This window comes from Mesorhizobium sp. WSM4823, assembly GCF_055811195.1.
This window is the reverse complement of record NZ_JBVVQL010000009.1, coordinates 147388-161058: the sequence shown is the minus strand read 5'-3', so window position 1 is coordinate 161058 and position 13671 is coordinate 147388. Positions and strand designations below refer to the sequence as shown.

The following is a 13671-nucleotide window of genomic DNA, read 5'->3' as shown; positions in this document are numbered from 1 at the left end:
AGAGGTGGGCTGGATGCACGTTAGATCCAAAGTGATGGCAGGCAAAGTAGCCATCAGAGCCGGGCTCGGCCCACGCGGTTGGCAAACCGCCAATGACACGTTCAATACGAGCTACAGGCATATTTCCCCCACCATTTTTCTAGGCAACGCCCCACGCCCGACAGCGTCTTGTTGAGGACGCCGCGAACTGCGGCCACCGGCCAGGCCGCGTATTATTCATCAGTGCCGACGCTAAGCATGCTCTTCCTCGTCGTTGTATAATCCTGGCATGATATCACCTGCGAGTAGCTTCTCCTTCGAGAGCAGTCCAGCGTCCTCGAGGGCTTCGAAATCCGGCAGGTCGCGCAGCGTGTCGAGCCCGAACTCCAGCAAGAATTCTTTTGTCGTCACATAGGTGTAGGGCGCGCCCGGCGTTGGGCTGCGCGGACCGGAAGCGATCAGGCCGGCACCGCGCAGATGACCAATAAAATCGCGGCTGATCTCCTTGCCGAAGAAAGACGACAGTTCGGCGCGGGTGATCGGCTGAAAGTAGCCGATGCACATCAGCACCAGAACCTCAGACTGCGTAAGGTCGGCGGTCTTCCCACTTCCACCTACAGCAGCGCGGATGGCGTCTGCATAGGCAGGCCGGGTCAAATGTTTCCAGCCGCCGGCGACCGAAACTAGATCGTAAGGGCGGCCGCGCAGCTCCTCGCGGATGTCGTCGATGAGAAGATCAATGCTGCAGCTTTTCCCGACGATGCGGGCGAGCATTTCGCGGTCGACCGGCTCGCCAGCGGCGAAGATCGTTGCTTCGACTCGGTGCATCCATTCGCGCCAACGCGCTTCCGGCGGCAGATGATCCAGTTCCCGGTCAAACAGCTGGTCAGCTGATCGACGGTCATCTGGCTGGCTCCCTCCTCGCCTACGTGCACTCTCCGCCATTGTCTTCACAGCCCGTAGATGCGGAAGGTGGCGCGGCCGGACAATTCACGCACGGCACCGAGCTCGACCAGCCGGTCGAACAGGCGGCGCAGGCCGCGATCGCTCATGCCGGCGATTTGTTCCGAGGCGATGATCGCGTCGTCAGAGAGCAGCTTTTCCACGACGACGTCCGCCGCCTTGGCCCTGAGTTTCGGGGCCACGGCAAGCAGCCGGTCCGCGCGGCGCTCGAGCTCAGCGGACAGATCAATCGCACGCAACGCAGCGCGCGCCTGCGCGGCAAGCAGATCTTTCGCACGCTCGGGATCTGTCTCAGTGCCTGTCGCCACCGAGCTGGCTGCCGATCCACGCGAGCGACCGCTTGTTCCCAAGGCCGCTTCGGCGCCCAACAGCGGCACGGCCTGCGTCCAACCCAGCCGTTGCGCCAGCAGGGCGTCCGCGAGCCAACATCCGAAGGCTCGTGCGAAGCCATACCTTTCGGCGGCCGTGAACGCGCTGGTCAGCATGCCGACCATTCCGATGCTCGCGGAAAGCTGTCGAAGATCATCTGCCAGTTCGCCGACTGCGTCGTCGTCGCGGCGGAGACCAAGGTCATCCAGCACCGCGCCGATGCTCGCCTCGGTCAGCAGTTTCTCGGCAGGCGTGCCAGCCAGCCGGCGCCAGGCAAGCAGCATCGATCCGGCGGGACCGACGGACAAAAAATCGCTCGGCCGCGTGAGCAGCACCGCATCGCGCAATGCTGCCTCATCTTCGACGCGGTCCGCCTGCTTTGCCGTTACCGCGGCCGCCGAAAGTGCCAGCCGCTGCCGCCAGGCGCCGGCCCACCGCTCCTGCCGCCGAACCACCGCATCGAGTGCGCCGATGGTGGCGCCTGCGATGAGCGCCACCTCCTCAACATTTTTTCCAGCAAGGCTTTGCGCATCGGGAACCGCCCGACGCAACCAAGCAGGCACGGCGGCTTTCGGCGCAGCGACGCTTGCTTCACCAGTCAGCGTACCGTGGTAGCGCAGGGACAATTTGGGTCGAAGAATCATCCGCGACATGATGAGTCCTGGCGGCGCTTTTAGCAACCCAATTTGCACATAACCGCCGCGCCTGTCGCGGACATTAAACGAATGATAATGTTGCATTATCAGCCGTTTAACCCTACACTTTTCATTGCAACAAGTTAGACGGCTAAGATCGCTGCGGGCAACACCCAGACGACGGTTCGGTGTAGCCACTCACGTCAAATCCGGACAGTTCCGTCTTCTCGTCGCGACTATCGCGGTCCCCGGATGATCACGGCGACCTGCTTCCGAGACACCTTTCGAAGAGGCCGAACTCGGATCACCAACTCTACTCCGCGTCATTAAACCCTCCGTCAACTGTGCAGCGGCCAGAAGCCGCCCCAGGCAAACCGTCACAGCGCCCGCCCAAGAACCTGAATCATACCGGCCGGCGGACTTGCACGGGGTCGGCCAATTTTGCACGCGGCCAGTGGAGCAGGCGATGAAAGAGCACATGAATAGGCATGCCGCCAATATTTTGGCATTGCTTTAATCGATTATAGTTGTGAAGAGCTATTTTCAGCCCGTTTACTTGCGGCTCAAGTCACGCATAAATGAATGTAGCACCGATTCGGTGGCTTATCCCCTGTCTTTCGCGTACCCGCGGTCGTGGCGCCGAGCGGACGATTGAAGACCGCCGGTCTCACTAGCAGTGGGCACAAGGGCTTGGGGGCGGGTTGGCAAGCCACAGGAGTAGGACAACAATGACTAAGGATTCGGGTAAGGGCGATAATCACGGCGGCGGGCCAGGCAAGATCGCGATCACGGTGGTGGTGAACGGCCAGCCCACGCAAGTCGAAGCCAATCCTAGCCAGCCGCTTCACGTCATTCGTACCAAAGCCCTTGAGAACACGCAGAACGTCGCCCAACCGGCCGAGAATTGGGAATTCAAGGACGAGGCCGGCAACTTGCTCGACGTCGAGAAAAAAGTTGGCGATTTCGGTTTCGCGAACATTGTGACCCTATTCCTCAGCCTGAAGGCGGGCGTCGCAGGTGCCTGAAATCCAAACTGTGGACCCTGCGGTCTCGCGAGCGAAGTTCGATCGGCAGCTCGGCTGGTTCCAAACACAGGCAGGTCTTTACCGGGCTCAGGGTTGTTTCCTGATCGAGGCGAGCTTTCCTACGGCCTTCTTCATCTTCGCACCGCCCAAGATAAAGCCACAGATTCTCGGTGCAGCCGTCGAGATCGACTTTTCCAATTACGACCTCCGACCTCCGTCGGTGGTCTTCGTCGACCCCTTTACGCGCCGGCCGATTGCCCGGAAGGATTTACTACTAAGGATGCTCAGACGACCGCATCTACCCGGAACCCCACCGGATATGATTTCGGTCCTCATGCAACAGAACGCTCTGTCGATATCCGACTTCATCCAGGCCAACAGTGCGGAACACACGCCATTCCTGTGCATGGCAGGCGTCCGGGAATACCACGACAATCCAGCCCATTCAGGTGATTCATGGCTTCTGCACCGGGGTTCTGGCGAAGGCTGTTTGGCCTTTATCCTGGACAAGATCATCAAGTACGGGACCGGCCCCGTGGAGCAGCTTCAGTATCAGTTCCAAATCTCTGTGGGAGCCATGGTGATACCCCTACCCGCCATCCCGGAATGAGCGCTTTGACGGATGTAACGACCGTGACTCTCCCGCGCGGCTGCATCTCGACCACGCATGCGCATCTGCGTACAGTTGGTCGCGAGGGTAATGAGGGGATGGCGCTCTGGGTCGGCATTCAGCAAGACCGGCACTTTGCCGTAACAGAGACCGTTATCCCGGCGCAGCATCACGTTCGGACGAGCGATGGCGTTTGCGTGATCGTTCCGGCCGAAGAACTGCACCGGCTCAATGTCTGGCTCTACAAGAGCGGCCTGAAACTCTTGGCCCAGATTCACAGTCATCCGGGCCGCGCCTACCATTCGACGACCGACGACGCTTATGCGGTTGCTACCACGGTTGGGTGTCTGTCCCTGGTAGTGCCGAATTTCGCCAGCGAGCCTTTCGATTTTGCTCGGGTCGCCGCCTATCGGCTTGACGGAAAGGCCAACTGGAATGCGCTCCCTTCCGCGGCACTGTCGCGAATGATCACGATAGCGAGTTGAACGATGGCATTCGCTAACTTCATCGACCGCGCCGCCACGGCGGCATCTCAGGTCCTGGCCGATTTTCATCTGGAGGACTTCAAAGCAGCTCTTGAAAAGCAGGTCGTGGCCGTCGCCTTCGACGATCAGGCCGCTTCCTGCGCCGAAGGCCAGGCGACACTAGATCTTGCGGTGAGGTTGCTCGCCAGGCTCTATCCAGTTCTAACGATACTCCCGCTGGACAGCGCGGCAAGCTCTCAAGCCCAAGCGCTGGAGCGCTTGGCAAAGTCGATCAATCCAAAAGTCGGCATCCGGCGTTCCGGCAAGTCTGCCACCGTCTGCCTAGTCGCAGGGGTAACGCGCCCATCGCTCCGGTGCCCGACCTTTTTCATGGGATCGCACGGATGGGCGGCAAAGCTGTCGCGTACGGACCCGGTGGGCTCTGGCCCAAGTTTGCTGCCCTATGGAGCTGGCGCCGCCAGTTGCTTCGGCGCCGCCAACGTCTTTCGAACCATCTTCGCCGCGCAGCTGACCGGCGCCGAGTTGGACGAAGACATCGACCTCTCGTTATACAGCTACGACAAGACCAAAGCCGGCGAGGCAGGCCTGATCGACTTAGCTGTCGACCTTGGCGAAACGCATCTCGTTGGGCTCGGCGCGATAGGCCATGGCTCGCTTTGGGCCCTAGCGAGGCAACCCGGTCTTTCGGGTCGCCTGCATGTAATCGATCACGAAGCGATCGAACTCTCAAACCTGCAGCGCTACGCATTGGCCGGCCAGGCGGAGATAGGCATGTCCAAGGCGGTCCTTGCAACCACCGCCCTTCGATCGACCGCGCTAGATGTCGAGGCGCACCCGCTGACGTGGGCAGAACATGTTGCGCGCCGGAGCGATTGGGTCTTCGACCAAGTGGGTGTGGCGCTTGACACCGCCGCCGACCGTCTCACTGTCCAAGGTGCACTGCCCCGATGGATCGCGAATGCTTGGACGCAAGAACACGATCTCGGTATCTCGCGGCATGGTTTCGATGACGGCCAGGCTTGCCTTTGTTGCATGTACCTGCCCTCCGGAAAATCCAAGGACGAGCACCAGCTGATTGCCGAGGAACTCGGAATACCGGAAGCACACGAGGAGGTGAAAATGCTCCTGCAGACCAATGCCGGAGTTCCCAACGACTTTGTAGCTCGGGTGGCTACAGCAATGGATGTGCCGTTTGAACCGCTAGCCCCGTTTGTTGGCCAGCCCCTGCGCTCCTTTTATCAGCAGGCTATCTGCGGCGGTCTGGTGTTCCAGCTCAGTGATGGAAGTCGCCTCGTTCGAACCGTGGTTCCGATGGCCTTTCAGTCAGCGCTTGCCGGGATAATGCTTGCCGCGGAGCTGGTCAAACATAGTGCGGGTTTTCCCAGGAGCTCGACGACGAGCACTCGGGTGAATCTTCTGCGCCCCCTTGGCTCTCACTTGCACGATCCGAAGGCCAAAGATTCCAGCGGCCGCTGCATCTGTAGCGACGACGATTTCATTGCCGCTTACAGGCGCAAATACGGCAAGAGCGTTGAACAGCTAAGCGATCTCTCCGCCGCCTAAGCAGATGCGGATGTTTCCGATCCTAGGGGCCGGCAGGCGCCGGTCTCAGCGGCGGCGCTCTCGTCGTCGGGATATAGCCCGCCCCCGTTTTGGGCGGCCCCAAGGGACATTCGACCGTATCTTAAAGGTGAAGGGACAACAGACCAATGCGAAAACTTGTCGCCGGCAAGCTGCACGGCATCCATGTCACCGAAGCGTACCTCAATTACCATGGATCGATAACGCTGGACCCGGACCACTGCGAAGCAGCCGGAATCCTGCCGATGGAGTTCGTGGAGATATGGAACAAGAGTTCCGGTGCGCGGATTTCGACCTATGTCATTCTTGGCGAGCGCGGCTCACGGTGCTGCATCTCAACGGAGCGGCGGCTCGCACTTGCCAGCCAGACGACCAGAGCGTTGTCTGCAACTCCGTCTACCTGGACGAATCGCAGATCACCTCGCTGACGCCGCGGATCGTCTCGACCAGGACAACCGCATACGCGACCGCTTGAGCTACTCGGTCGATCTTGACACGCACGGCCAGTACAGTTTTTCCATCGTTGACGAGGCGAATGGGGCTTTGGCCATTCCGCGCTGGTGTCCGGGGCGTGATTTTGGCCCACGCATGCGCGAACTCCCGCGCGGTTTGATTAACCGCCGGCCGTCACCGCCGGCCCAAGGCGCCCGAACCTGCTTGACAAGATAGCGCAGGCCCGTTCAACCTAGGGCATTCACCAGGGGAGTCCCGGCAAGGGGCTGAGATACTGCTGGCTTTCGCGGCGCAGTGACCCGTTGAACCTGATCCAGTTCATTCTGGCGTAGGGACGGTGCAAGCGGCCGATGCCATCAACGCGCTGACTCGTGATCTGATGCCGATCTGCCGGCTCAACCTGGTCGAGCTGGCTCGATTGACCGGATCGGCACCGATCGCGGACGAAGAAGGGGCTTGTCGTCAGGCCCAAGAGCTATCGAGGACGGTGAGGGCCGCCGTACTCGTCAAGGGCGGCCATGCACAAGGAACGCGTTGCGTCGACGTGCTTGGGCAGCCGAACCAACCTGCAGTTCGGTTCGAGGCGCCCCGCTGGCCGCGTGAGATGCGCGGAACGGGTTGCATGATGGCCAGCGCAGTCGCGGCCTCACTTGCTCTTGGAGCGTCGCTGGAAGCGAGCGTGCGCCAAGCCAAGCAACATGTTTTCGATGCGCTTGCCGGATCGAAGGACTTCGGGGCCGAAAAGCTGATCGTGCCGAACATATCCAACGCTCCGATCAAGTCTGGGAGGCGATCCTGGTCTAGTCCCAGACATGACGCCCTATCCGAGCGGTGACTTGCGAAAAGCTCCCCTATTCCCTGCGTCGTAAGAGTGCTGGTCTGTAGGTCCACAGCTGTGCAGGCGGAACGTTGCGAACGACGAAATCATGGTGAGACACTTTATCGGTCCGGCGTTTTGATCACTGGTGACAAAGGACCGTTAGGTGATTTGCATCACGGGTCTTCCAGCAAGGATGCGGGCCAGCAAATCCTCGAGCAAGGCTCTGCGCTGCTCCATCTGAAAGCTCAGTATTGCCTATGACACAGTCGAACTGCTCCCGCCCTGCTCCGCCAAGACCCCACTCAGCGCGAACGCATCGCCCAATCGAAAATTCACGCCCGGAAAACCTCGCGACAGGCGCCGATAGAACCTTGGAATATTCGACCGACACCAGCTGCTGCGGGGATGTCACATTCGAGTTCGGGCGCTTTCGCCGTTCGAGCACCAGGCTGGGAAGACCATGACGCAGAGGTGCCGCCGGCGCTCCGCTCTTCCTTGGTCAGAACTGGCCCTGCAGGAGAAGAAGGTGATGCGGCTGTGATTGAGCGGAAGGACATTGCTCTGCCTTCATACATGAGATGGGAAAGCGCTATTCGGCCTTGTTTACCGGCAACGGACTTCGATAAAAACGCAGTGGCTCTTGTTTATGATTGGATCGGTCAACGGCACAGCTGCTGAATTCTGGGAGGCGATTTGTGTGGCTCTCAACGCCTCACAGAATCAGTTGCTCGATCGAAGTGCTCGTCTACCTGATCGAAACGGGTGCCAAGGCCCTCGAAAGGCTGGCCTCGCCGCGGCCGTAAGTCGCCGGATTGTAATTGACGAGCGTGTCGGTCCTAGCTGTGTCCAGCAACTGATTAGTAATCTGTGTCGGTGTTGCTGACGTGAACTTGCTGCCAAGGATGGCGGCATAGCCTGCAACCACGGGTGCCGCATAAGACGTGCCGTATAGGCCAGTGTTGTCACCCTCGACACCCACGGTCAGGAACTGGTTCCGCACCTCGGCGTTTGAGCCGGGATAATTCGAGTATCGGGCCAGCCGCGTCTTGTTCCCGGGAGTGCCATTGTGGTCGAGCGCACCCACGAAGATTGCCGATGGCGCCCCGATCAGCCCGAGGGTTAGCTCATCGAAATCCCCTTCATGCGGCCTACCTACCTCGTTGCTGCGGTTGTCGGCACTCTTTGCGACGATGGCAGTGCCCGCCCAGGCGGCATCGACGATCGCCTGCTCGCGCGGATGCTGGCTCAGTGGCTCTATAGTGCGGTAGCTCGCATTGATGATATTGAGGCCGTCCTGCAGCCCGATCGAAGGCCCCTCGAGATAGTCATACTTGAATATGTTTGCGCCAGGGGCGACCATGCCGGCAATTTCAGCGACCCAATCTCCATGTCGCTGCCTCTGCGTACCGCGACCGAGGTCTGCATCAAATGGCTGTTCCTTGAAATCATCTATGACATTTATCGATACGCCGGAACCGATAAAGCCTGATGTCCATGCTTCCCCAATATCTGGGCTCATCCAGCAGAATGTGCCGTCGGCATTTTGTGGACAGCCCGAGCTACTGCTTTCCGCGGCTGGAGTACCGGTCGTTCCTTTGCGGCTGATACCGGCATCGAGATCACCCGCGAAACCGGGTGCAGCCAACAGGCACGCTATAAGACCGACTACGAAACCTGCCGGGAACAATTGTGTTTTGCGCATAATCAACTTCCTGTCTGATTGTTCTTCATCAACGAAATTTACGGCCTTGCCTTTCACCATCGCTAAAATTCACCCCTGAACCGAAGGTCGAGTTTCCATCGGCTTGGCTCGAGGTTTGTCATGTATTTCAACGTGTCCGAGGGCCGCAGTTGCGAGGCGGCCAGACGGCAATTCACTGTATGGAAGCCGCCGAGGGCGCCATAGTCAGCCGTGCAAGGTCGTTCCGTCAGGTTCCCGCCCAAAATCGAACTGACGGTGAGAGAAAGCGTCGTGGACGGCGTCGGTCGCTTTTGCAGAATAAAGCCGAGTTTTACACCTGGGTCGATTCGGACCTTTTCGGCGCGTTGGCCGGTGCTCGCGCCCCACAGAAGACCGAAATCATCCGACAGCTGCGTCAACATTTCAAATCGCATGTCGATCCATTTGCTGTGGTACCACTTGTCGAAAGACACTTTGGTACCACCCGACAGCTCGTATCCGCCTTGTCCCAGATGGTTGGCGGCCGCGGTTAGCTCCGAACCCTGGTAAATGCCGACAAGGCTGGTCTCCTGTCCGTTCGCTGTCATAGCGCTGACGAGGAATGCCATCACGAACAGGACGTAGCTCGCCAACCGTATGCACATCTGCAGCGCCCATTGTTGGACCCGCCAGCAAATCATGTAATCGACACGCGGTCTGCAGTCCCTCGCCGCATCTTCAAACCGCACGGCGACTCTAGCCGCAGACGCAGGGCCGCCAGCGGGCAACGTATTCATTCGCAACAAATCTGTGATCCCCCGTCCTTCAATTTTGTCGAGCCATCTCTTCGCTCTTCCCTGGCAAGCTGCTCCCGCCCTATCGACGAAATTCAGCAAAATTCGTGCCAATCTATATGACGGTGTAAGGGGAATGGATTATACATTTGTTTTCAGCAGCTTAGCCAAAAACGTCCAAGATGCCGGCCAACCAAGGCTGTGTCGTCAAACCGACAAAGCCGACACAATTGTCGGATGTCGCCGAACACGCGGAGTGTGAACCTACCCGCATGGGCGCAGCAAAGCTCCCTTCGCGCTCCGGCCATCGGAGAGCCCTCGAGCCGGCCTTCAGATTACTTCGACGCAATTCTCTTCAGCTGGGCATCGCGCCGCCCAACTTGCAGTATTGAACGCGAGTACGTCTGAAAAAACGAGGTGCATTGGCTACTGCCGGCGCACCTCGTGCGAAGTGCCCGCATGCCGATCTGTTCAACAGTCGGGGTCGCGCCTAGCTCGAGCGGCAGGTGCTTCCCGAGTGCCTGTCGCCGCCACATCCGATCGCCTTGTAGCCGCGTAACAATTATGCTGCAAGGAGTGTGAAAGAGCAATATTTTCAGAATGACAGGCGCGAATCGAAAGATGCTCCTCTCCGCGATCTTGAATTGGTGAGCGATCAGAGGTCAGCAAATCGGAGTCAGCGGACCTGCGATTTTCCCACGCAACATGCAATGCGATCGAGAGGGGTTATATGGATCCAACTCGAGTAACGACAGCAATGGCCTTTTGAGATAGGTTTGGGACACCGTGGTATTGCGCGAACAGAGTGTGTCGAGGAACCGAACCAATCCACAGAAATATTTTGTTGGTATTTTTGTTGGCCAGCCCGGCTATAGCGTAGGCCTAACAATTTGGAAACAGAGCGAGTTTTCCGTCGCTTGGATTCCGCCTCTGGCACCACTCCTTTCCCCAGTCAAATCATAGATTTGCGAGATACTTGGCTGCAGCAACAGCCGGTCATGTCGCGCCATGTTGCGACTATCGGCAGGTCCACGCGACATGGATGCGACATGAAAGGGGGCGGAATGGCGGATGAGGGCGTTGCGCCTATAGTCTTGATTGCTGCAGGGGTTTGCGCCTGGTTCTACTTCGGAGATCCGCCGCGGACTGCCGCCGGCTGCTTCGAATGCGCCGGAGCAGACTAAACCGAGCTTCACTGGAATGCTCCGAAGATGAGCGCAGCAGCGGAACGATAGGCCATCGTGCGCAGAGGAAACGCTTGAACATAACAGGGGCTTCGCCCCCGCACCCCCACTGATAGAGGAACTGCGACACCCCATTTCGCACGACATCAGGGAACCATGTCGGCCCCCATGTGTTAGAAAATCCATGGACACTATGAAACCCCGGGGCCACGGGATAGCGGCCGATATTTTGACATCCGAAGTTGCCAATGCCAGGCAGCGCATCCACCGGACCGAGCTCGCGCTTCAACGCACTGAAGAAATGCTGGCCGAGAATCTCGCGCTGCGCAGCAGGATGCGAATTGCGGTCGAGGCCGCAGACCGCTTCGTAAAAATCGATCCCCCCAGCTTTGAAGGACGTAGCGCGGGTTGACTGCGCCGGCGTTTCATTCGTCGCGACCTTGGGTCCAGTGGCGCCACCACTCTCGCTCCAGAACTGTTCCAGCCACATCGCCGTCTGGGCTCCATGTTCGCGAACAGGCGGAACCAACGGCGACCACAAGCGGTTTACCAACCGAAGGGACCGCATTGGATTCGGAATCATGGAACTGTTGGATATGGAACTGGCGAAAGCCCGACAGCAGCTTAACCGGGCGGAGCGCTCCCTTGAGCGTGCGAACGAGATGCTGGATGAAGACTGCGGTGTCGGTATCAATATCGCGCTGTGCAGCAGAATACGGGCCGCGCAACGGCGCGTCATCGAGGCGAGATCGCGGCTGACGAAGATCGATCCCGGCAGCACGGACACAGTTCGCACGGGTCACGCAGCGGTCCCTCCAGGCTGACTGCCACGATAGAACTGCCTGATCATCTCGACTTGGACGGCCGACCAGAACGCGCCGAGCTGCTCGTCCTGCTCATATTCAGGGATCCCAAGACGGGTCAGATGACTGAGCAGCGCCAACGTGACCTGGTCGCGATAGCTTTCAGCATGTCGATCAGTTGTCTTCGCCAGCATCTTGCCGGCCACATCGCGGACTTTGCCAACCCGGTTCACAACGCAACCCGCTATGACAAGCTCGCGAGTCAACTTCCTCGCTATGGTCCAACTTGCCTTAATCCGACTGTGGCTGCGCGCCTATGAGTTACGACCTAATATCGGACCATTCCTGCATCAACGTTGATCGTCTGGCCCGTCATCCAGCGCGCATCGTCCGAGGCAAGAAATGACACAACGTCCGCAATATGCTCGGGCTGTCCCTTGCCTTTTACGGCTTGCAGCATCTCGACGAAACCGAACGCCTCGTTGTGCGGGCTTACCTTGACGCCGTCGCTCTCGATCAGACCAGGCGTCACCGCATTGGCGGTGATGCCATATTTGCCAAGTTCGGTGGCCAGCGCCCTGGTGAAGCCGATGACGCCGCCCTTGGCCGCGACATAGGCCGCCATGTTCGGCGTGCCGGCAAAGAAGGTGTTCGATGCGATGCTGATCACCCGTCCGGCCTTGCCCGCCGCCCGCATCTGGTCAGTGCCTGCGCGGCTGACGATGAAGGTGCCGGTCAGGTTGACGTCGATAATCTGGCGCCAATGGTCGAGATCGACATCGTCCCAGGCGATGAAGGGCACAATGCTTGCGTTGTTCACGAGAATGTCGATGCCCCCGGTCAGGGCCTGGATTTCGGCGAACAGTGCCTTCACCGATGACGGGTCGGAAATGTCGGCGGCGATCGCCCTCGCCTTTCCGCCTATAGTCGCGGCCGCGCTCTTGGCGCCTTCGGCATTGATGTCGCTGAGGATGACGGTTGCCCCGTCGGCGGCAAGCCGCGCTGCGATGGCCTTGCCGATACCCTGCGCGGCGCCCGTAACCAGCGCCGTCTTTCCTGCGAGCCGCTCAGTCATAAAAATGCTCCCTCGTTCCGTGATCTGGTGGTGTCTGTTCAGGCGTCGGCGTCGATAACGGCCACCGCCGCATCGATGCCTTTGCCGATCGCTAGTTTTTGGCCCAAGGCATTCATCGCGCCGCCAAGTGCCGTCAGCGCCGCGATCGCATAGATTGGCTGGGCGGTTGGACCCATGTGGCCGATGCGTGTCAGCTTTCCCAATGTTTCGCCGCGCCCAGACGAAAAAACCACGCCATAGCGGGCACGCGCGGCTTGGCGAAGCGCCTTTTCGTCGATGCCCTTGGGCGTGCGCACGGCGGTCGTGGTCGGCGACGCGATGCTGTCGCTGGCGGGCCAGATCGACAGGCCCATCGCGGCGACTCCCGCGCGCATCGCCTTGGCGGTGAGCGCATGGCGCGCCCACACCGCCTCCGGTCCCTCGTTGAGATAGAGGTCGAGCGCGACATCGAGACCGTTGATCTCCGAGACCGACGGCGTGAATGGAAACGGCGCGTCCCTGGACCACGCATGCTCCCAGTCAACGATGCTGAGCATCGACGCGCGTGGCGCTGCCTCGTTGGCTTTCATCTTGGCCCAGCCCCGCTCACTGATACCCATCATCGTGAGACCGGGCGGCGCGCCCAGGCATTTGTTTGGGCCGGAGACGTAGATGTCGGCACTGCAATCCTGCGGATGCGTCTTCATGCCGCCAAAGGACGAGACGGCATCGACGATGAGATAGCCGCCATGCGCAGACACCAGCGCACCGATCTCGTCGATCGGATTGATGGTGCCGGACGGCGTGTCGTGGTGACAGACGGACACGACGGTGATTTCGGGATGCGCTTCCAGCATTGCCTTAACCGCCTGCGGGTCGATCGCCTCATTGTAGGGCACCTCGATCTCGATGAGATGTGGCGAATAGCGCTTTGCCCAATAGCCAAACCCCTTGCCGTAGACTCCGGACGCCAGGTTGAGCACAACATCGTCGGGAGCGATAAGCGAGGCTGCGGCAGCTTCGAGGCCCAGCACCGGCTCGCCATGCAAGATGACCGGTTTGTTCGACAGGCGCATCGCCTTCTGCGCCTTGTCGACCACCTTCTCGTAGAAAAGCTGGAACGCGGGGTCGTAATCGTAGAGCACCGTGCGACCGAGGCCGCGCAGCACTTCGGCATAGGCGTTCACCGGCCCCGCGGTCAAAGTGATGACCGGATCGGCGTGTTCGAGATAGCGCATCATGTTGTCTCCCGATTG

At 59.7% G+C, this 13671-nt stretch carries 14 protein-coding genes, 1 pseudogene and 1 riboswitch; of the genes and pseudogenes, 7 read left to right on the top strand and 8 right to left on the bottom strand.

The window, feature by feature from the left end:
- Positions 1-231: 231 nt before the first annotated feature.
- Entirely contained in the window at positions 232-924 is a 693-nt protein-coding gene (gene scpB, locus AC0L26_RS22090; protein WP_473634484.1) for an SMC-Scp complex subunit ScpB, read from the bottom strand.
- 5 nt (positions 925-929) lie between these two features.
- Complete coding sequence (locus AC0L26_RS22085; protein WP_473634531.1) at positions 930-1955, bottom strand: DUF1403 family protein; 1026 nt, start codon at positions 1953-1955, stop codon at positions 930-932.
- A 719-nt stretch (positions 1956-2674) separates the two neighbouring features.
- On the opposite strand from AC0L26_RS22085, the gene AC0L26_RS22080 reads away from it, so the two are divergent.
- The 6 genes and pseudogenes from AC0L26_RS22080 to AC0L26_RS22055 all read left to right on the top strand — a co-directional run bounded on the left by AC0L26_RS22080 (position 2675) and on the right by AC0L26_RS22055 (position 6935).
- Positions 2675-2971 (top strand): DUF2604 domain-containing protein, encoded by a 297-nt coding sequence (locus tag AC0L26_RS22080; protein ID WP_473634483.1) that lies wholly within the window; start codon positions 2675-2677, stop codon positions 2969-2971.
- Positions 2964-3581 (top strand): putative metal-binding protein, encoded by a 618-nt coding sequence (locus AC0L26_RS22075; RefSeq protein ID WP_473634482.1) that lies wholly within the window; start codon positions 2964-2966, stop codon positions 3579-3581. The genes AC0L26_RS22080 and AC0L26_RS22075 overlap by 8 nt, the downstream gene beginning before the upstream one ends.
- Complete coding sequence (locus AC0L26_RS22070; protein WP_473634481.1) at positions 3578-4066, top strand: Mov34/MPN/PAD-1 family protein; 489 nt, start codon at positions 3578-3580, stop codon at positions 4064-4066. The genes AC0L26_RS22075 and AC0L26_RS22070 overlap by 4 nt, the downstream gene beginning before the upstream one ends.
- A gap of 3 nt (positions 4067-4069) precedes the next feature.
- Positions 4070-5629 carry an E2 ligase fold family C protein gene (locus AC0L26_RS22065; protein WP_473634480.1) on the top strand — a complete coding sequence of 520 codons (1560 nt, stop codon included), beginning with the start codon at positions 4070-4072 and terminating at the stop codon, positions 5627-5629.
- A gap of 146 nt (positions 5630-5775) precedes the next feature.
- A pseudogene (gene panD, locus AC0L26_RS22060) lies at positions 5776-6217 on the top strand (aspartate 1-decarboxylase); the annotation flags it as partial.
- A 119-nt stretch (positions 6218-6336) separates the two neighbouring features.
- A riboswitch (TPP riboswitch) is annotated at positions 6337-6453 on the top strand.
- Positions 6438-6935 carry a bifunctional hydroxymethylpyrimidine kinase/phosphomethylpyrimidine kinase gene (locus AC0L26_RS22055; protein ID WP_473634479.1) on the top strand — a complete coding sequence of 166 codons (498 nt, stop codon included), beginning with the start codon at positions 6438-6440 and terminating at the stop codon, positions 6933-6935. It overlaps the preceding riboswitch by 16 nt.
- A gap of 730 nt (positions 6936-7665) precedes the next feature.
- Here the strand turns inward: AC0L26_RS22055 and AC0L26_RS22050 are convergent.
- Both AC0L26_RS22050 and AC0L26_RS22045 read right to left on the bottom strand, forming a co-directional pair.
- Positions 7666-8682: a S8/S53 family peptidase gene (locus AC0L26_RS22050; RefSeq protein WP_473634478.1), complete on the bottom strand. Its 1017-nt coding sequence runs from the start codon at positions 8680-8682 to the stop codon at positions 7666-7668.
- Between the two features lie 2 nt (positions 8683-8684).
- Complete coding sequence (locus AC0L26_RS22045; protein WP_473634477.1) at positions 8685-9233, bottom strand: hypothetical protein; 549 nt, start codon at positions 9231-9233, stop codon at positions 8685-8687.
- 1509 nt (positions 9234-10742) lie between these two features.
- Between AC0L26_RS22045 and AC0L26_RS22040 the strand changes: the two genes are divergently transcribed.
- Entirely contained in the window at positions 10743-10970 is a 228-nt protein-coding gene (locus AC0L26_RS22040) for a hypothetical protein (RefSeq protein WP_473634476.1), read from the top strand.
- A gap of 13 nt (positions 10971-10983) precedes the next feature.
- Here AC0L26_RS22040 and AC0L26_RS22035 read toward each other — a convergent pair whose 3' ends face one another.
- From AC0L26_RS22035 to ppaT, 4 genes are all read right to left on the bottom strand, one after another.
- A complete protein-coding gene (locus tag AC0L26_RS22035) occupies positions 10984-11361 on the bottom strand; it encodes a hypothetical protein (protein ID WP_473634475.1) in 378 nt (125 codons plus the stop codon).
- Positions 11358-11594, bottom strand: a complete 237-nt coding sequence (locus AC0L26_RS22030) for a DUF6074 family protein (RefSeq protein ID WP_473634474.1) — start codon at positions 11592-11594, stop codon at positions 11358-11360. Before AC0L26_RS22030 ends, AC0L26_RS22035 begins: the two co-directional genes overlap by 4 nt.
- Before the next feature lie 95 nt (positions 11595-11689).
- Complete coding sequence (gene pldH, locus AC0L26_RS22025) at positions 11690-12436, bottom strand: pyridoxal 4-dehydrogenase, SDR-type (protein WP_354488857.1); 747 nt, start codon at positions 12434-12436, stop codon at positions 11690-11692.
- A gap of 38 nt (positions 12437-12474) precedes the next feature.
- Positions 12475-13653, bottom strand: coding sequence for a pyridoxamine--pyruvate transaminase (gene ppaT / locus AC0L26_RS22020; RefSeq protein WP_473634530.1), 1179 nt, complete (start codon positions 13651-13653; stop codon positions 12475-12477).
- Positions 13654-13671: the final 18 nt, after the last annotated feature.

Excerpts from the sequence above, each read along its gene's own strand:
- scpB (WP_473634484.1), bottom strand. The coding sequence starts at position 924 with ATGGCGGAGAGTGCACGTAGGCGAGGAGGGAGCCAGCCAGATGACCGT.
- AC0L26_RS22065 (WP_473634480.1), top strand. The coding sequence starts at position 4,070 with ATGGCATTCGCTAACTTCATCGACCGCGCCGCCACGGCGGCATCTCAG.
- AC0L26_RS22080 (WP_473634483.1), top strand. The coding sequence starts at position 2,675 with ATGACTAAGGATTCGGGTAAGGGCGATAATCACGGCGGCGGGCCAGGC.
- AC0L26_RS22085 (WP_473634531.1), bottom strand. The coding sequence starts at position 1,955 with ATGATTCTTCGACCCAAATTGTCCCTGCGCTACCACGGTACGCTGACT.
- AC0L26_RS22040 (WP_473634476.1), top strand. The coding sequence starts at position 10,743 with ATGGACACTATGAAACCCCGGGGCCACGGGATAGCGGCCGATATTTTG.
- AC0L26_RS22050 (WP_473634478.1), bottom strand. The coding sequence starts at position 8,682 with ATGGTGAAAGGCAAGGCCGTAAATTTCGTTGATGAAGAACAATCAGAC.
- AC0L26_RS22070 (WP_473634481.1), top strand. The coding sequence starts at position 3,578 with ATGAGCGCTTTGACGGATGTAACGACCGTGACTCTCCCGCGCGGCTGC.
- pldH (WP_354488857.1), bottom strand. The coding sequence starts at position 12,436 with ATGACTGAGCGGCTCGCAGGAAAGACGGCGCTGGTTACGGGCGCCGCG.
- ppaT (WP_473634530.1), bottom strand. The coding sequence starts at position 13,653 with ATGCGCTATCTCGAACACGCCGATCCGGTCATCACTTTGACCGCGGGG.